The organism is Paraburkholderia sp. (genome assembly GCF_049581445.1).
Lineage (GTDB): Bacteria > Pseudomonadota > Gammaproteobacteria > Burkholderiales > Burkholderiaceae > Paraburkholderia.
The window spans coordinates 1-18,604 of the sequence record NZ_JBAURZ010000360.1; the positions used below are offsets into that span (position 1 = coordinate 1).

Annotated in this window: 16 protein-coding genes; 9 read left to right on the top strand and 7 right to left on the bottom strand. The window is 60.6% G+C overall.

Features of this window, described 5'->3' with window-relative positions; translation table 11 throughout:
* Positions 1-179 precede the first annotated feature (179 nt).
* The 3 genes from WCA85_RS30730 to WCA85_RS30740 all read right to left on the bottom strand — a co-directional run bounded on the left by WCA85_RS30730 (position 180) and on the right by WCA85_RS30740 (position 3,428).
* Entirely contained in the window at positions 180-824 is a 645-nt protein-coding gene (locus WCA85_RS30730; RefSeq protein ID WP_424068726.1) for a hypothetical protein, read from the bottom strand.
* A gap of 5 nt (positions 825-829) precedes the next feature.
* Positions 830-2,224 carry a selenium-binding family protein gene (locus WCA85_RS30735; protein ID WP_424068728.1) on the bottom strand — a complete coding sequence of 465 codons (1,395 nt, stop codon included), beginning with the start codon at positions 2,222-2,224 and terminating at the stop codon, positions 830-832.
* Between the two features lie 199 nt (positions 2,225-2,423).
* Positions 2,424-3,428, bottom strand: coding sequence for a LysR family transcriptional regulator (locus WCA85_RS30740; RefSeq protein WP_424068730.1), 1,005 nt, complete (start codon positions 3,426-3,428; stop codon positions 2,424-2,426).
* Positions 3,429-3,634: 206 nt separating this feature from the next.
* Between WCA85_RS30740 and WCA85_RS30745 the strand changes: the two genes are divergently transcribed.
* The 3 genes from WCA85_RS30745 (at position 3,635) to WCA85_RS30755 (ending at position 7,941) form a co-directional block, all read left to right on the top strand.
* Positions 3,635-5,806 (top strand): FUSC family protein, encoded by a 2,172-nt coding sequence (locus WCA85_RS30745; RefSeq protein WP_424068732.1) that lies wholly within the window; start codon positions 3,635-3,637, stop codon positions 5,804-5,806.
* A gap of 222 nt (positions 5,807-6,028) precedes the next feature.
* The gene (locus WCA85_RS30750) at positions 6,029-6,262 is read left to right on the top strand and encodes a hypothetical protein (RefSeq protein ID WP_424068734.1); all 234 of its coding nucleotides are present in this window, start codon (positions 6,029-6,031) and stop codon (positions 6,260-6,262) included.
* 164 nt (positions 6,263-6,426) lie between these two features.
* Positions 6,427-7,941 carry an acetyl-CoA hydrolase/transferase family protein gene (locus WCA85_RS30755; protein ID WP_424068736.1) on the top strand — a complete coding sequence of 505 codons (1,515 nt, stop codon included), beginning with the start codon at positions 6,427-6,429 and terminating at the stop codon, positions 7,939-7,941.
* Between the two features lie 88 nt (positions 7,942-8,029).
* Here the strand turns inward: WCA85_RS30755 and WCA85_RS30760 are convergent, their stop codons facing one another.
* Together WCA85_RS30760 and WCA85_RS30765 are read right to left on the bottom strand one after the other, a co-directional pair.
* Positions 8,030-8,284, bottom strand: a complete 255-nt coding sequence (locus WCA85_RS30760) for a GlsB/YeaQ/YmgE family stress response membrane protein (protein ID WP_424068738.1) — start codon at positions 8,282-8,284, stop codon at positions 8,030-8,032.
* Between the two features lie 421 nt (positions 8,285-8,705).
* The gene (locus WCA85_RS30765; RefSeq protein ID WP_424068740.1) at positions 8,706-9,413 is read right to left on the bottom strand and encodes an MgtC/SapB family protein; all 708 of its coding nucleotides are present in this window, start codon (positions 9,411-9,413) and stop codon (positions 8,706-8,708) included.
* 872 nt (positions 9,414-10,285) lie between these two features.
* Here WCA85_RS30765 and WCA85_RS30770 point away from each other — a divergent pair.
* Positions 10,286-10,795: a hypothetical protein gene (locus WCA85_RS30770; RefSeq protein ID WP_424068742.1), complete on the top strand. Its 510-nt coding sequence runs from the start codon at positions 10,286-10,288 to the stop codon at positions 10,793-10,795.
* 144 nt (positions 10,796-10,939) lie between these two features.
* Here the strand turns inward: WCA85_RS30770 and WCA85_RS30775 are convergent, their stop codons facing one another.
* Entirely contained in the window at positions 10,940-12,103 is a 1,164-nt protein-coding gene (locus tag WCA85_RS30775) for a metallophosphoesterase (RefSeq protein WP_424068744.1), read from the bottom strand.
* A gap of 153 nt (positions 12,104-12,256) precedes the next feature.
* A complete protein-coding gene (locus WCA85_RS30780; RefSeq protein WP_424068746.1) occupies positions 12,257-12,841 on the bottom strand; it encodes a malonic semialdehyde reductase in 585 nt (194 codons plus the stop codon).
* 139 nt (positions 12,842-12,980) lie between these two features.
* On the opposite strand from WCA85_RS30780, the gene WCA85_RS30785 reads away from it, so the two are divergent.
* The 5 genes from WCA85_RS30785 to yjfF form a co-directional block, all read left to right on the top strand.
* Positions 12,981-13,586 (top strand): alpha-ketoglutarate-dependent dioxygenase AlkB family protein, encoded by a 606-nt coding sequence (locus tag WCA85_RS30785; protein WP_424068748.1) that lies wholly within the window; start codon positions 12,981-12,983, stop codon positions 13,584-13,586.
* Between the two features lie 221 nt (positions 13,587-13,807).
* On the top strand, positions 13,808-14,794 hold the full coding sequence (locus tag WCA85_RS30790; protein ID WP_424068750.1) for an ABC transporter substrate-binding protein: 987 nt from the start codon (positions 13,808-13,810) through the stop codon (positions 14,792-14,794).
* Between the two features lie 138 nt (positions 14,795-14,932).
* Positions 14,933-16,558, top strand: coding sequence for a sugar ABC transporter ATP-binding protein (locus WCA85_RS30795; protein ID WP_424068752.1), 1,626 nt, complete (start codon positions 14,933-14,935; stop codon positions 16,556-16,558).
* Positions 16,555-17,586, top strand: a complete 1,032-nt coding sequence (locus WCA85_RS30800; RefSeq protein ID WP_424068755.1) for an ABC transporter permease — start codon at positions 16,555-16,557, stop codon at positions 17,584-17,586. Before WCA85_RS30795 ends, WCA85_RS30800 begins: the two co-directional genes overlap by 4 nt.
* The coding region (gene yjfF / locus WCA85_RS30805) for a galactofuranose ABC transporter, permease protein YjfF (RefSeq protein WP_424068757.1) at positions 17,583-18,604 on the top strand (1,022 nt) is incomplete at its 3' end. The genes WCA85_RS30800 and yjfF, both read left to right, overlap by 4 nt.

Genomic DNA, 18,604 nt, shown 5'->3' on the forward strand with positions numbered 1-18,604 from the left:
GCACCCCCGAAAACGCGCACGCGCCGAGCAACCTGATGCGCCTTACCAGGAGGGTTTCGCCGGCAGAACAGTGCCCCAGGCAGCGTTAGTTCTTTAACCAGCCTCGGCCGCGAAGGGCAATCGCGTAACGGCCAGTCTACACTTCAGCCCTCCTTGCAACTGCGCATCCGTTAAGCCCCCTACAGCGCCAGTTGCATCACCCCACACGCAGCCAGTGTGCCGGTCCATAGAAGATCAAAATTCAGCCACTTGGTACGCAACCCGGCAACGCCGAAGTGATCGAACACGGCGAGCGAGATAACGCCCGTTGTCAAAAGCATTGCCACGCTGTGCAGGCACAGCGCGATGGCCGCAATTTCGCTGGTAGTTACGCCGCGCGTCGCCCCGAGAGCACCAGGCAAAGCGCCGCATAGCGGCATCAAGGCGGGCAAGAGCATAAGTCCAGCCCCATGTGAGCCTGCCATCATAAAAGACCAAGCCGTCAGGCCGGCAAAGCCAGCCTGCATGCCCACGCGCGGTCGCATTCGGTGTCCCCGCAACAAGTGCCACGCAGCCCATCCAAGCAGCAGTAGGCCGCACGTCCTGTTCAGGGCTGTATGGTCGATCACCATCCCGAGCGACAGTCCCGCCGCCAGCATCCCCGCGGTCGCCAGTGCATGGCCGAGCGCGATCGGCAAGAGTGACAGCAACACCACCCGGCGACTGCGTCGATACAACCCCAGTGCGACCGCGAACAGCCAGCCCATCGCTGGATTCACGCCGTGGAAAGTGCCGAGCCCCGCAACGGCCAGCCATGTCCACCACACTGAGGTCGGCGCGTTCATTCAGCTCACGGATAGCAGTACGAATCGGACGAACAGTCCCCGCCTTGCAGCCGGATCTGATGGGGCCGATGTCCTTCGGGCCATTCGAGGAAAAACTTCTCGTCGAATGCGAGACCGCCATCTGGCGCAGCGTCGAGTTTCACCATCCACCCATCTATGCCATCTGGATAAAACTGCGGATCCACGGCGCCATAAAGCGAGTTAGTGAAATAGATGCGCTTACCGTCCCGGCTTACCTCGACCATCTGGGGGCCGCCGTTGAGGGCACCATTCGCTGCGCCCGGATGAGTCGCCCGAGAGACGATGCCCCCGATCCTCACTTTTCCCGTCAGTTTCGGCTCGAATGGATCGGAGACGTCATATTGCAGCAAGTCTCCGGTACCCCAGCACGACACGTACAAAAAGCGATCATCCATGGATAGGTCGATATCGGTCACGAGCGGCGGCACTGCGCCGAACGACTGGAGCACAGGAGGCAAAAGTGCGGGATCGGCGGGCTCGGCCGGGATATCAATCACTTTTCGCACCGCCCATTTATCCTTTTCCCGATACCAGGTCCAGATTGACGACGACAGATCCTTCAGGCTGATCACGCAATTGACGAACCCGTACGCTTTACTCGGATCGTGAGCCGGACGCAGTTCGAAGACCAGTTGGTATTCCGGCCCGAAGTCGATTTCCTGCAGATGCTTGCGGCGCGTGAAGTCCCAGAAATGCAAACGACGGCCATATCGGGCGCCTAACAGGATCTCCGGAACCAGGCCGTTTTCAAAGGTATCCGGCGTGCCCCATTCACTCGTCACGAGGGTGTCGTAGCCGAGGTGCCACCAGCCGTCGTAGGCGAGTTGTTGCGGACCGCGCTCGACTTCCCAACGCCCAAGCGGCTCGAAACTCTCCGGATCCAGCAGGAAAATCCCACCTGGCGCGCCGCCGTCGGCGCTGCCGAGAGCCGTCACGTAAATGCCGCCGGGGCCGCAATGTACCGTGTGCGGGCGTGTGTAGCCGGTCCGGCTCGCTATGGTCTCCGGTTCGATAATCTTGGCGATGGCCGGTTTCAGCGGATCAGCCTTCGTATCAAGAATATAGATGCGTGACGAGCGCAGCCCTGGAACCACAAGATAGCGCCGCTCCGTGTGGGGGTGCGGCGCATTCGGGCACAGGCATGAGGAGCAGGCGTTCCAGCCGAAATGATGCAGTTCGTCACCGGTGTTGGGCATCGACACGTTGCCTACGATGCTGGCATAAGCCGATGACGTCGGATCGACATCGACCACGGCGATCGAATCCGGCCGCGACCGCTCCGGATCGAACGCCGCGACATACGCCAGCTTTTCCGGCGGAGCTTGCGCGGCGAGACGTGGCGACGGGTAAAAGCTTGGATCTGGCTTCCAGATGCCCATGATGTTCCCCTCCGTATCCGTTGTGATTCGGGACGACAGGACTGGCCACCATAAACTTTAGTTGCTTTGGGTCGCGAGTAAAGCTTGTTATGGAATAAGCAAATTCGCCGGCAAAATGGACAGGGCGGCGGGAAAGTTGCAATGCAGCAATCCAGATCCACGCACCGTCACAAGGCCCTTGCCTTGCACCAGCGCATACCTAGTGTTCCAACGGCTTTCCCAATTCGACCACCGGGCCCGGATGTGCGGTCAGCGAGGAGGCGAGTGGATCGGCCTGTTTCAGCTCGGCCAGCAACGCCTCGTCGCGGGCGATCACTTTCGGCATGTGGGTACGCAAGAATTCCACCCAGGTCCGCGTCTTCGCGTCGATGAACTTGCGCGAGGGATACAGTGCGTAAATATTCATCTTATGCAGCGTGCGGTCTGGCAATACCCGTACCATCGACCCGTCACGGAGTCCGTCAATCGCCGCATAGAGGGGCAGCATCCCAATGCCCATGCCCTCGCGGATAGCCACCACCAGCGACTCCGCGATATTCACCTGCACCGGGCCGGTGACCTCCATCAATTGGCTATCGTTCGGACCTTCCAGCAGCCACTCGTTGGCGGGAAAGGCCGGGATTTGCAGGATCAGGCATTCGTGGTGAGCGAGATCGCGAGGTTGCTGGGGCGTGCCATGAGCGCGCAGGTAGGCCGGGGAAGCACACAGAATATTGAACGTAGCGCCCAACAGCAGCGAAACCAGGTCCGAGTTGGGCAAGGTCGACGCGGTGACCACGGCCACGTCACTACTGCCTTCGAACAGATCAGGCATGCGCTGCGACAGCGTCAATTCGACGGTCACCTCGGGATGCAACGCGCGATAGCGCGAGATGGCCGGCAACACATAGTGCTGCCCAATGCTGGCGAAGCTGTACATGCGCAACACACCGCTGGGCCGCTCATGCGCGCAACTGGCTTCTTCTTCCGCGTTGTCGACATCCGCGAGAATCTGCTGACAGCGCTTCAGATAGCGCTCGCCGGCGGTAGTGAGCGCAAGACGCCGGGTGGAGCGGTTCATCAGACGCGCGCGTAAATGGGCTTCGAGCTCAGACACCGCGCGCGACATGGCGCCTGTCGTCGAATTGAGCGATTGCGCGGCAGCGGTAAAACTGCCCGCTTCGACCACGCGCACGAACACTCGCATATTTTGTAGCGTATCCATCAGTCTTTGTTCTTTAGGTATTCGAGAGAAAACCCACATTGTCCGCCCGCAGCGCGGCGCGATTGTTGTTCGATCTGGAACGAATGTTCCCTGCCCGAGGCATTAATTTGCGCGTCACAGGCTCCTACAATCAGCCCCTTGCCAGCCGGCCCCTGCGTTTTCGTGGCCGGCGCCTTTTCGAATGATAGTCCGGGGCGCGGTTCGTCGTGGAACAACAGTATGTGATCAAGCGTACGCCCGGCCCTCGCCGGCGCTACCCTGTCTTTCGGCGTGCGCTACTGACCGCTTGCCGCGACTGGGCAACAAGCGACGGGCTGATCTGGCTGCACCTCTTCAAGACGGTGGTGGCGGCGCTGCTCGCGCTCGGTATCGCCATGCTGCTGGACCTGCAACAACCCCGAACCGCGATGACCACGGTGTTTGTGCTGATGCAGCCTATGAGCGGGATGGTGCTCGCGAAGAGCTTCTATCGGGTCTGTGGGACCGTCGTGGGGACGATCGCTGCGCTTGTGCTGGGTGCGGTCTTCGTTCAGCAGCCAGAGTGGTACATGTTTGGTCTCACCACCTGGGTGGCTGCCTGTATTGCAGCGGCGGTGCGTTATCGGCATTTTCGCTGGTACGGTTTTGTGCTCGCGGGTTACACCGCCGCACTGATCGGCATTCCCACGGCGAGCGAGCCCAATGGCCTGTTTCTCGCGGCGCTCACACGTGCGGCGGAAGTCTCGGTTGGCATTGTGTGCTCGAGCGCAGTCAGCGCTTTGATCGTGCCGCAAAGATCAAGCCTCATGCTGTTACGCACCTTGCTCGACCGCTACGTCGGTTTTACTACCTTCGCCGCGCAGGTGCTGGGTGGCAAGGTCAAACAGGACGCCTTTGAGGAGCGCTTCAGCAAACTGGTCGATGAGATCGTCGGCTTCGAAGCAACCCGTACCTTCGCCGTATTCGAGGATCCGGGCATGCGCTCACGCGGTTCGCGCCTCGCTCGGCTGAACAGCGAGTTCATGGATGTCTGCGCGCGTCTGCACGCGCTAAATCAGTTGATCAAGCGCGTGCGAACGGAGCATCTGGCGAAGGTGGCCGACGCGATGCAACCGTATTTCGCAGAGTTATCGCAGTTGTTGGACAGGCAGGTCGAACGTATCCGTGATGCATCGCATGCCGCCGTTGCGGCCGGAGAGCTTCGGACGTTTCAGGCGGCGCTGCCGCGTCGCGTCAGGCAGACACGGCGGTCGCTGGACGCGTCGGCGCCTGACCTACAGGCTGATTTCGACACCTGCGCAGAATTGTTGTATCGCTTCGTCGACGAATTCGTCTGTTATATGGAGAGTTACGCATCGCTCGAACAGAGCAGGCCGCCAAAAGAACAATCGGCAACGCGTTATTTCAGCAAAACGAACGGGTACGTCGTCGCCTTTACGTTCTTGCGCACCATCGTAGTCGTGGGCATCGTGAGTGCGTTCTGGATCGAAACCGACTGGCCCAGCGGCGGCATGGCCGTAATCGGTGCGGCGCTCGCGTGCGCCTTGACATCGACCGCACCCAACCCCTCCAGGCTCAGCCTGCAGATGGCCATTGGCGCAGTCTTTGCCACGATAGCGGCCTACCTGTTCAACTTTCATGTCTACCCGGGCGTCGACGGCTTCCCGTTGCTCTGCGCGACGCTTGCACCCGTCCTGGCGTTGGGCGCGTTCATGGCGATGCGACCAGGCATCTCCGGATACGGTGTCGGATTCTCGGTATTTTTCTGCCTGCTCGCCGGCCCGGATAACGTAGTGGTGTATCAGCCCGATCTGCTGATTAACAACGGCATTGCTATCGTGGCGGCGATGCTGGTGGCATCGCTGTCGTTTTCGGTGATTTTTCCGTCGCAGATGCCGTGGATGATCGAGAGGATCAAGGGGAATTTGCGCGGTCAGGTTGTGCTCGCCTGCAAGGGCGAGTTGCGTGGTCTGAATCAAGAGTTCCAGTCGAGTACGCATGATTTGATGGCACAATTGAGCGCATTGTTGACAAAGCGCACGCGGCAACATGACGACGCGCTGCGCTGGATGCTTGCAACGCTCGAGGTCGGGCACGCGGTCATTGATCTGCGCAACGAAACGACGCATGCAACCTATGCGCGGTCTCTACATCCTCGTTGGGGCATATGCATCGAGGAAATGAACGCTGCTATAGGGCGGCTTTTCGAACGTCCCGATCAAGTGCGTCTCGAACTGGCGCTCGTGTCGGTTAGTGCGGCCACGGGGACCATGCGGGAGGTACTGAAAACAGTTCATGGACACCGTGAACGACGGCACGATCTGCAACGCGTTCTAGGTTGCCTGCATTTCATTCGAACCGCGTTACTCGATAAAGACGCGCCGTTTAGCGCCCGCTAACCCGGTTCGAAGCGCGTGGTCGCAAACCACGACAGCCCAAAGTGCAATCCAAAGCACACTCCGCGGCACAAGAACCCACATCAAACCGTCCGAATGACGACCTCGGGCGGATCCTTCCTCCAGATGGAAGAATCCATTCCACGCCCGGCCGTTTATCTCCACGCAACCCAGTCATATAGTGGGTTCATTGCCTTGCAGGCATCGTAAGTAGTGGAGAACGAAATGAAAGTGTTGAAGAGCGTTTTGATTGCCGGTTCCCTGTTTGCCGCTGTCGCGCACGCACAAACCCCGGCACCGGCCGCGGATGCGCAGCAGGTTGCGCAAGCCAGTGCGCAACAACCCGAGGTGCGGCAGCCCAGTAGCGTCACCACGCGGAGCCGTATTGCTACTCAGTCGAAGAAGGCCTCGGAATGCGTGGGTCCGGCTGGATTCTGCAACATCTACTTCGGTAGCTGAGCAGTGCGACATCGCAACGCCTGTCGTTGGCGAGCGCATCTTGCGGCGACATAGCACGTGCCAGCATCACGCGGTGAAGCGCGGCAACGTGACAGCAGTATCAAGCACACCGAAGACGTGTGCATCAGCGGGCTAAACGGTTGATGGTGGAGAGACTCAAAGTTATGTACGAAGATCGGATTCGATGCTCCTCGGTGCGCAGCAAGGTGACGTCCGCCGCTGAAGCGGCTCTGTTGATTCATGACGGTATGCGCGTCGGCGCGAGTGGGTTCACACGGGCAGGCGACGCGAAAGCCGTGCCGGTTGCGCTCGCCGAGCGTGTTCGCCAGGAAGGCAAGCCCTTGCGCATCACATTGATGACTGGCGCGTCGCTAGGTCACGACGTCGATCGCACGCTTACCGAAGCGGGTGTGCTGGCTCGCCGTCTGCCGTTCCAGGTCGACAAGACTCTACGTGATGCGATCAATCGCGGCGAGGTGATGTTTGTCGATCAACATCTGTCGGAAACCGTCGAGATGTTGCGCGCCAACCAGCTCGGCAAACTCGACGTCGCCATTATCGAGGCTGTTGCCATCACCGAGACTGGCGCAATTGTGCCCACCACGTCGGTCGGGAACTCCGCGAGTTTCGCGATCCTGGCTGACAAGGTCATTGTTGAGATCAACCTTGCGCAACCGCTAGCACTCGAAGGCTTGCACGATATCTGGATTCCCGGCAAACGCCCGCATCGCGAGCCGCTACCCATCGTCGGTGCGCGCGATCGCGTGGGGACCTCTGCCATTGAAATCCCGCCAGAGAAGATTGCCGCCATCGTGATCACAAACAAGCCCGACAGTGTATCGACGGTATTGCCGGCTGACGCAGAGACGGAGCAGATCGCTGGCCATCTGATCGAATTTTTTCAACACGAAGTTTCACACGGCCGTATGCCGGCGCGCTTGCCGCCGTTGCAGGCGGGCATTGGCACGATTGCCAACGCGGTGTTGGCTGGCTTCGTCAAGTCGCCATTCGAACCATTCGAGATTTATTCGGAAGTCCTGCAGGATTCAACCTTCGATCTGATGGACGCAGGCAAGGTGACATTCGCATCGGGCGCCTCGATCACGCTTTCGGCCGCTCGGCATGCGCAGGTGTTCAGCGAACTGGATCGCTACCGCGACCGACTCGTGCTGCGCCCGCAGGAGGTCAGCAATCACCCTGAGGTCATTCGGCGCCTGGGCCTGATCGCCCTGAATACCGCGCTTGAATTCGATATCTACGGCAACGTAAATTCGACCCATGTGGGCGGCACGCACATGATGAACGGCATCGGCGGTTCCGGCGATTTTTCGCGCAACGCGTCGTGCGCGATCTTCGCGACCAAGTCGATCGCCAAGGATGGGCGCATCTCAAGCATTGTACCTATGGTCCCGCATTGCGATCACAACGAGCATGACGTCGATGTGGTCGTCACCGAGCAGGGCCTGGCCGATCTGCGTGGACTTGCGCCGCGTGAACGCGCAACGTTGATCATGGAGAAGTGTGTGCATCCTCTGTATCGCGACATGCTGCGCGATTACTATCGGGACGCCTTGAAACACGGTGGCCAGACGCCTCACGACCTGGCGCGGGCGTTTGCGTGGCATACACGGCTCAACGAAACCGGCTCGATGCTGGAACCGGGTGCAGCGCTGGCCTGAGCGGCAGCGCACGAAAGACACAGGAGAAAGACCGAAGTAAAGCCGACGGCAAACGTCAGGCGACCGAAGTCGCCTGACGCGGCAAGCGCTAGACGGCTCGCCTGAACATCCGGATGATGAACAACAGGATAACGGCACCGATTACCGCTGTGATGATGGAGCCGATCCAGCCGCCGCCCAGCGAGATATGCAGCACGCCGGCGAGCCAGCCGCCGATGAACGCGCCGACAATCCCGACGATGATGTCGACGATCAGCCCGAAGCCGCCGCCCTTGACGAGCACGCCAGCCAGCCAGCCGGCAATCGCGCCGATGATGAGCCATGCAATGATGCCGTGTTCCATAATCAAGACTCCATGGTTGAGCGTGAAAAATTCACGGTGACAGAGCTTAGTCGAAGGGGATGGCGCAGTCCATATTCAGGACGGGGAATTAACAATGTCTGAATGTGTTGCAGGAGAATGGGGAGCGACACCAGCGCAATAGCGGAGGAGGACACCTGGCGGCAACGGCCATGGCGAAGAGGCAGGAAGACATCACGCGCAGTCGCTTGGTTCATTTCGTTCTCGGTCTTGGGCTGCACAGGCTTGCGGACCATCAACCCTTGCGTATGCCGCGCCGATCGATGCTTCGCTACGGTTGTTATAGATGAACCTGCCGCCTGGCGCAAGCTACCCACTGTAAGGGAGTGGCCTGTGCATCTGTCAGATGTACGCGAGGCGCATCATGCGCTCAGCGTGCACCGCTGCATAGCCACGGCCATCGCTACTCGGGCGTCGGTTCCGCTTCTTTAGCAATCCAGCTGACGCTCGAGACACTCTTTTCCATGCTGATACGGCTTGCCATCAGTTCGAGCTTCGACTGATCCTTCGGATGCAGTTTCAGCGTCGCGGTAACGCGCATGCTGCCCGGCTGGCCGGCTACGTCCTCACTGGTCAGGCTTTGAAACGACAAGGGTGCCGAATACATCGAGTTAGACAGCATCGTGCGAATGTGAACCTCATCCTCCTCGCGGCACACAACGGTCAGCACGTACTCCTGCACGAGATCGGCAGCGGCCACCGGCGCCGCATTGATGCTGCGGCTGACTTCGCGCAGTACCGTATTAGTCAGCAGCACGATGACTGTGCCGGCGAGTGCCGGGCCATAATGTCCCGCACCGCACAAAACCCCGACCGCCGCGGAGCACCACAAGGTCGCGGCCGTGTTGATGCCCTGTATCGAGCCTTTATCGCGCATGATCACGCCGCCGCCGAGAAAGCCCACGCCGGACACCACATAAGCGGCAATCTGCGTGACGCCGGCTGTGCCGTTGCCGGTCAACACGCCGAGCGTGACGAACAGGCACGCGCCGCTGGCGACGAGCGTGATGGTCCGCAGACCGGCGGTACGCTGCCGCATCTGGCGTTCGATGCCAATCGCGACACCGCAGGCGAACGCGGCAAGGAGCCGGCAGACAAATTCAAGCGTCATGTGATTCGTGGATCAAGGCGTACTGGTACGCATAGTTTGAACTCCACACGTGACATCCCCGCTAAACGTGCGCGAGGGGCGACGCGTGACAAGGCGCGCGACAACGCGCACAGGACATCGCTCGAGGCGCGCATGCAACGCTGTCTGCGAGGCTCACGGCCTCACAACGACGAAATACAGTGCACGGGGATAACTGCGGCGCGCACCGTCTGACCAGATGGCAAGACGGCGGCAGAATGAAGACTGGCGCGATGAGCTTGCCGATCAGATGATCAGGTCAATCGAAGATCGATAACTGCTACTGTCCAAGGTCGGGATTCCGATTAAATGCGTGGGCGAATTTTAGGCAGTGGCAAGAGGCGAAGTCAACCGGTATCTGGCGGTGAAAGCGTCGTGTAGGTGTCCGAACGCCGTGGTGCAGAATGCGCGCAGCTTACGCGGATGTTACGGGGCGCCTGCAGGCGACGGATGCTTTATGCCCCGTGGCCTGCAGGCCTGATGATGTGTTCAGGCGTCAGTAGCAGCGAGATCGAGTACTAGCCGCGTCCAGCCCGGGTTGCGCGTCTCGTTACGAATTCGAATTCGACTTCGACTTTCCGACAGCCACATATTGCTTTATCTCAGGTCCTTATCCTAAATTAAATACGGACTACGAAACTTGACAGGGTCTATCCCGGAAAACAAACTGATCGATGCCTTGAATCACGCAACGCACTTGACGCGTCACGGCCTCTTTGGTCTCTGTGGCGCATGTCCCCACGAGTCCTTTCCAGACAAACCGGTGCGGATGTTCCGCTGAAAGCGGTACGGTTGCTCGGTTACCCCGCCTGCGGCGTGATTCTCTTTTCGTCATTGACCCAACCAAGGATTGCATGAACAAGAAAACTCTCGGCGGCATCGTCGCCGGCGTACTGATCGCCATGACCCCGCTCATGTCGTCGGCGGCGGACGCAGTGCCGCCATCGTTTGACGGGCGCAGCGTGTTGCAGGCAGACGGCGTGGTGAAGGGCGTGGACCTTGCCACGCATGCGGTGACCGTGGCTGATCCGCAGGGCAGGACCGCATCGTTCAACATCACCGATACAAGCAACCTCGGACAGATCCGGCCCGGCGACAAAGTGCTCGTTCGTATGACCCGTACCGCTGTCGTCAGCGTCAGTCATGGAGCGGATTCAACTATGCCGTCGTCGCCGCAGAACGTAGCAGCGGAAGTTCAAGGGGTTGATCGCGCCACCGGCGTTATCGCTTTGAAGGGCGCAGACGGCGCGATGTTCCACATTCAGGGTGGCAATCCGTCGAAGGTAGCCAACCTACACCCTGGCACGCACGTCAGGGTCGCGTACGCTCCGCAAGTGAGCGTCGCAGTCACGCCGGCGCAATAAGCGTTTGGCGAGGAGTTGCGTGGAGTCGTCTGGCAAGGACTCCACGCGGTTCGGTGCTTCAAGTTAAGACCGTTTTTCTTGCGGTTCGGACCCGCACTAATCCATACCTAGCTGTGCTTTATGTTGCACCAGCATTCCACCAGTTCAAGTCATTTCACCCGGCACCAAACGCAGCCGGGTAATTTCCGAAGGCGCACCGAGGCGCTTCGGTGGACCCCAGTAGCCCGTTCCGCGGCTCGTATACACCCACAGCCCATTTAGCCTCGCCAGACCGGCAGTAAATGGCTGCTGCAAGCGCACAAAGAAATTCCACGGAAAGAACTGGCCGCCGTGCGTATGGCCCGACAACTGCAGGGTGAAGCCTGCTTCGGCAGCGGCTTCGGCAGAACGCGGCTGATGCGCGAGCAGCACCTTGATCAGTACATCGCCAGGTGCGCCGAGCAATGCAGCGGCAGGGTCGCTGCGGTGCGCGGGATCGAAGTGTCCGGCCGAATAATCCGTCACGCCCGCAATCACGGCACGCGCGCCGTCGTGCTCGACCACTACATGTTCGTTGAGCAGCACATGCAGCCCGAGACGGCGGAACTCGTCGATCCAGGCGTCGGCTCCGGCGTAGTACTCGTGATTGCCGGTGACCAGAAACGCGCCATGCTTCGCGCTGAGCCGCGCCAACGGTTGCGTGTGGGCGCTCAATTGCGGCACGCTGCCGTCGACCACGTCGCCGGTAACGGCAATCAGATCAGGTTTGAGGCGGTTGACCGCATCGACGATGGCGTCGACATACCGGCGCTTGATGGTCGGCCCAACGTGAATGTCGCTGATCTGGACGATCGTGAAGCCATCGAGCGCGCGCGGCAAGTCGTCGATGGGTACATCAATGCTGACCACCCGCGCCCGGCGTCGGGCATTGATCAGGCCAATCGTCGTCGACAGCAACGCCAGCAGCGGCACGGCGGCAGCGGAATCGGTGCGCCAGCGCGCCAATGGGATGGTATGCGGCCAGATCGCATCCACGGTGAGCAGCGACGCCAGCAGCAGATCACGGGCGAAGGTCAGCACGAGTAGCGACGAGAAAAAGCCCATCGCCATCAGACCGATCCACGCAAGGCGGTCTGCCAGCGGCTGTTGTTCGATCGTCCGCGCCAGCATCCCGGCTGGAATGAACAAACACGACAGGATGAGCCACAGGACAGCCAGCCAGCGTCCGGCTGGGTCGACCGGCAGATCCGGGATGATTCTCAGGCCGACGTAGATATGCAGCAGGACGCCAATGCAGATGAAGCGAACGAGAAACGATGAGCGGCGCATAGAGAAGGGACGAGGGCAGAAGGGGTGCCGGAGGCATGGCGAAACGCTGACGCTTCCGTGCAGGGATGCCGGTCAGGCAGATCATTCTACCGACATGCGCCGCGACTTGCCGGAGGTGTCAGGTGACGCCAGGCGGCTGATGAACTTGTCACATCAGGCTATCCGAGCGGCTTCGTCGAACGTAAAGCGTGGGCTACGCGCGAACAGCCTGGACGAGACGCCGTAGCCAAGGTTGATCAGGAAGTTCGATTTCACGGTCGTGCCGGCGAAAAACGCCTCGTCGACCTTGGCCGCGTCGAAGCCCGACATCGGGCCGGCGTCTAGCCCTACCGCACGCGCCGCGATGATCAGGTAGCCACCTTGCAGCGTCGCGTTGCGAAATGCAGTTTCGGCGATCATTTTGTCGTTGCCGACGAACCAGCTGCGCGCGTCGGCATGCGGGAAGAGCTTCGGCAAGTGGTCGTAAAAGGCCATGTCCGTTCCGACGATTACCGTCGCCGGCGCCGCCATCGTCTTCTCCAGATTGCCGGCCGCGATCGCTGGCCGCAGCTTTTCCTTCGCTTCGGGCGATTTCACGAATACAAATCGGCCGGGGCTGCAGTTAGCAGAGGTGGGTCCCAGCAAAGCGAGTTCAATCAGGTGCTTGAGAAGGGCGTCGTCGACCGGCTTGTCTTGCCAGCTGTTGTGAGTGCGTGCCTCGCGAAAAAGCTGGTCGAGTGCGTCGTCGGAGAGTGTCATGGCGAGAGTCCCATTGGCGAAGTTAAAAGAGAATGAGAGCGCAAGCGGAATGCGTGACGCGCTCTGGCCGCGACCTCCATAATAGCCAGTCTGGCTCCCGTTGGAATGCTCGCTTTCGGGCGCGCGCCCCCCCCAGCTTATGCACAATGATTTGTTCGACGATCTTCCCAAACCCGACATGGCCTGGTACCCCGACTGGCTCGCGCCGGAGGCAGCGGCGCGCATCCTCGCACAACTGATCGACGAGGTGGCGTGGCGGCAGGACACGATGGGCACGCCGGCTGGGCGCGTGGCGCTGCCGCGTTTGACGGCCTGGCAAGGAGAACCGGACGCCGTGTATGTGTACTCGGGTATTCGCAACGTGCCGCAAGCATGGACGCCCGCGGTGGCCGAGTTGAAGGCGGCGGCTGAAGCGGTCTGCGAAAGCCGCTTTAACAGCGTGCTGCTCAACCGCTACCGCAGCGGCATGGACAGTATGGGCTGGCACGCCGATCACGAACCCGAGTTAGGCGCGCAACCGGTGATCGCGTCAGTGAGCTTGGGTGTGGCGCGCACGTTCGACTTGCGCCACAACAAGACCGGCGTCGTGCAATCGTTCCAGCTCAAGGGTGGCAGCCTGCTGGTGATGAAGGGTAATACGCAGGCGCAATGGCGGCACCGGGTGCCAAAAGAGCCGCGCGCCACGGGCGAACGCGTGAACCTGACATTTCGCTGGGTAATGCCCGGAGTTAGAGCCAGGAATTAGACCCAGGCGTTAGGGTTTGTCGCAATGCAACGCGGCTATTCTGAGGGTATGCCCGACTGGTCTATGCGATTCGCACCGCTATATCAAAACTGGTATCGGGTGCGTGAATCATATGATTGGACGGTCGCAGCGTCTGCCACTACGCTTGATCACGATCCTTGATGATGCCTCGCCGCAGGCGGTCACGGGATCGCCTGCACAATAACGATCAGGAGACAGTCATGGCGAATTCACGACGTGCCGTATGTCGTGTGTTGGGCGCGCTCGCACTCGGTGCGGGCATTGGGGCGCTGACCCTTGCAGCACCCGGCGCATATGCTCAGGACAAACCCATCACCCTCGGTTTCGCGCAGGTCGGCGCCGAGAGCGCATGGCGTACCGCTAACACCGAATCGATCAAGTCGGCCGCCGCCGACGCCAAGATCAACCTCAAATTCTCGGATGCCCAGCAGAAGCAGGAAAACCAGATCAAGGCGATCCGCTCGTATATCGCGCAGAAGGTCGACGTGATCGCGTTTTCGCCGGTGGTGGAATCCGGCTGGGAGCCGATCCTGCTGGAAGCGAAGGCCGCGAAGATTCCTGTGATCCTGACTGACCGCAATATCGACGTGAAGGACACGTCGCTGTACGTGACGATGATCGGTTCGGACTTCATGGAAGAAGGGCGCCGCGGCGGTCATTGGCTCGAAGATCACTTTAAAAACGACAAAGGCCCCATTAACATCGCCGAACTTCAGGGAACGGTCGGATCTGCTCCGGCCAACGACCGGCACGCTGGTTTGATGGAAGTGATCAAGGACGATCCTAAATTCAAGATCATTGCGTCGCAAAGCGGCGACTTCACATTGGCTGGCGGCAAGCAGGTAATGGAAGCGTTTATTAAAACTTACGGCAATAAAATTAATGTCGTTTATGCGCATAACGACGACATGGCGCTCGGCGCCATCCAGGCGATGGAAGAGGCCGGCATGCATCCGGGCAAGGACATCACCGTTGTCTCGTTTGATGCAACCAAGGGCGGCTTCCAGGCCATGGCCGCAGGCAAGATGAATGTCGATGTCGAGTGCAGCCCGTTGCTTGGGCCGCAACTGATGTCGGCGGTGAAGGACGTCGTCGCTGGCAAGCCGCTGCCGAAGCGGATCTTGACGCAGGAAACGGTCTTCCCGGAAAGCGTCGCCGCGCAGACCCTGCCGACCCGCAAGTACTAAGCGATACTAACCAATACCAAGGTGGCGCGTTGGATAACCAACGCGCTGCATAAGGCGTAAAAGGTTTCTCCAGTGGTGCCTGGCCGCCCTGCTGTTGCCGCAGCGGGCGGCCTCTTTTCCATCCATCGAGCGAGGTCTATGGCCCACCCGACCCCCGATTCCCAGGAACCCAAACGCGGTTCTGATCCGGCGTTGGCACAGCGTGCCGACGCGAGTGCTGGCCTGCGCGCTCATACGGACACTCAAACGGGCGACGTTCAGCCCATTATGGAAACCGCGGGACTCAGCAAGACGTTCCCTGGTGTGAGGGCGCTGCACAACGTCGATTTCCGTTTGTTCCCCGGCGAGGTCCATACGCTGATGGGGCAGAACGGCGCCGGTAAATCCACCCTGATCAACGTGCTGACCGGTGTCATTGCGCCGGACGCGGGTGTGGTGCGCCTCGCTGGACAAGCGGTAGCCTTCAGTTCGCCGCAAGAGGCCGAAGCGGCCGGCGTGCGGACCCTGTATCAGGAAGTGAATCTGTGCCCCAATCTCTCGGTGGCGGAGAACGTCTTTGCGGGCCGTCAACCCAAGCGCTTTGGCGCAATTGACTGGCGCGAGATCAAACGTCGCGCGCAGGCGGCGCTGGAAAGACTCGACGTTTCGCTGGATGTCACCAAATCGCTCGATGCGTATCCGATCGCGGTGCAACAGATGGTTGCTATTGCAAGGGCCATATCGGTCGATGCGCGAGTGCTGATTCTCGACGAGCCGACTTCAAGCCTGGATGACAGCGAAGTCGCACAGCTTTTCAAAATACTTCGGCATCTTAAGAAATCAGGTATCGCGATCCTGTTCGTGACGCACTTTCTCGAACAGACCTATGCGATCTCGGACCGCATCACGGTGATGCGCAACGGCGAGCGTGAGGGCGAATACCTGGCGCGCGATCTGTCGGCGGATCAACTGGTGGCGAAGATGGTCGGTCATGAGCGCATGAGTGCGCGCCTGAAGGAGGCGGCGCACGAAGCACCGGCGGACAAGGCGGCGGTGCAGCCCTATGTCGAACTGCGCGGCGTCGGGCGCCGCGGCATGATGCAGCCTGTCGATCTCGACGTGCAGCCGGGCCAGATTCTCGGCCTTGCCGGTCTGCTAGGCTCGGGGCGCACCGAGACGGCACGTCTGCTGTTCGGCGCGGACCGCGCCGATAGCGGCACGATTACCGTGGGCGGTCGTGCGGTGCGTTTGCGTTCGCCGCATGATGCCGTTGCGCTTGGCATCGGCTATTGCCCGGAGGATCGCAAGAAGGAGGGCATCGTCGCCGAACTGTCGATCCGCGAGAACATCATGCTGGCACTGCAGGCGCAACGCGGCTGGCTGCGCAAGATCAGCGGGAATCGGGCGCGCGAACTGGCGGAGTTGTGGATCGAGCGGCTCGGCATCAAGGCCGCAGACGCCGAGCAGCCCATCGGTCTGCTGTCTGGTGGCAATCAGCAGAAGGCGCTGCTGGCACGATGGCTCGCTACCGAGCCCAAGGTGCTGATTCTCGACGAACCGACGCGCGGGATCGACGTCGCCGCAAAATTCGACATCATGGACCGGATGCTGGCGCTGTGCGCAAGCGGCCTCGCGATCCTGTTCATCTCGTCGGAGGTGAGCGAAGTGTTACGGGTGAGCCATCGCGTGGCGGTATTGCGCGATCGGCGCAAGATCGCGGAAGTGGCTGGCAACGCGTCGAACGAGGACAACATCTACCGACTGATCGCGGGGAGCGGCGAATGAAGATATCGAACTGGTTCTCCCGCGACGGCGCGGAGCGTCCGCTGATCTGGCCATGCGTGACCCTTGGGTTGCTCTTCGTGCTTAATTTGTGGGTCAATCCACATTTTCTGTCGCTGCGTATGCTCGATGGTCATCTGTTCGGCGCGCCCATCGACATCCTGAATCGCGCTGCGCCGCTGGCGCTGGTGGCAACGGGCATGACGTTTGTTATTGCCACGCGTGGCATCGATATTTCCGTGGGCGCGGTGGTTGCGATTGCCGGCGCCGCAGCGGCGACGATCCTCGCCACGCAGCCGTTTCCGAGTGCCGGGCTGATCGGCGAGGCGGTGGGTGCAGCGCTCATCGTCGGTGTGCTGAGCGGCATGTGGAACGGCATGCTGGTGGCCTACGTCGGCATGCAGCCGATCATTGCAACCTTGATCCTGATGGTGGCCGGCCGTGGCGTCGCGCAATTGCTGACCGGCGGGCAGATCATTCCCATTGGTGCGGAGGGCTATCTGTTCCTGGGCGGCGGCTATCTGTTGGGCGTGCCGTTTTCCGTGTGGATTGCCACCATCGCGGTGCTGGCGACCGCGCTGCTCATCGAAGGCACGGCGCTCGGTCTGTTTATTCGCGCGATTGGTGTGAATCCGGTGGCGACGCGCCTGGTTGGCTTGCGCTCGAAGGCGATCGTCTTCGCCGTGTATGGTTTTTCCGGCCTCACGGCGGCAATCGCAGGAATCCTGATCAGTTCGAACGTACGCAGTGCCGATGGCAACAACGCCGGCCTGCTGCTCGAACTCGACGCGATTCTCGCGGTGACGCTCGGCGGTACGTCGCTGCTCGGCGGCCGCTTCAGTTTAGCGGGCACTGTGCTGGGCGCGCTCATCATCCAGACATTGACCTATACGACCTACTCGATTGGCGTGCCGCCTGAAGCGACGCTCGTCGTCAAGGCGGTGGTCGTGCTGGCGGTCAGCGTGATCCAGTCGCCGTCGGCGCGTGCGCTGGCCATGTCGCTGTTTCGCTCGCACGGGGTGGCCCGATGAAACGACTTGTCGATATCTGGGCACGCATCTTCGATCCGCGCACGCTGCCGATCGCCGTCACAATTCTCCTCTTCTGCGCGTTGTTCGGTTTTGGCTCGGTGATGTACACCGGCTTTTTCTCGCTGCAGGTCTTGCTGGATCTGCTAATTGATAATTCCTTCCTGCTGATTGTCGCGATTGGCATGACGTTTGTGATTGTCTCGGGCGGGATCGATCTGTCGGTGGGTTCGGTGGTGGCGCTCACGACGATTGTCGAAGCCGTGCTGTCCGAGCGGATGCATGTGTCGGTCTGGGTGATCTTGCCCATCGTACTGGTGATGGGGGCCGTCTTCGGCGCGATCCAGGGGGCGTTGATCCACTTTTTCAAACTACAGGCGTTCATCGTGACGCTGGCCGGGATGTTCTTCGCACGCGGACTGTGCTTCCTCATCACGACACAGTCGATCACGATTACTGATCCCACCTTCAAGGCTATTTCGGCTTATCGACTGCCGGTCGGCACGGGCTCGGTAAGCGCCAACGTGCTGATTGCGCTCGTGACACTGGCGGCAGCGATTTTCGTGGCGCATTTCACGCGCTTCGGGCGCAATGTCTATGCCGTCGGCGGCAATCCGCGCTCGGCACTGCTGATGGGCCTGCCGGTGGCGCAAACGCGGATCGGCGTGTACGCACTAAGCGGCTTTTGCTCAGCGCTCGGTGGGGCGGTGTTCACGTTCTACGTTTTGTCCGGCTATGGGTTGCAAGGGCAGGGCATGGAACTCGACGCGATTGCCGCGACCGTGATTGGCGGCACCTTGCTGACGGGTGGCGTCGGTTACGTGATCGGCTCTCTGTTTGGCGTCGGCATTCTCGGCACGATCCAGACGCTGATCACTTTCGACGGCACGCTGAGTTCATGGTGGACGCGCATCGTGATCGGGGCCTTGCTGTGTGCGTTCTGCTTGCTGCAACGCCTGATTGAGCGGCATGCCCGGTCTGTGCGGCGGCCGGGTGGCCCGGCGGGCGCCGTGGCCACGCA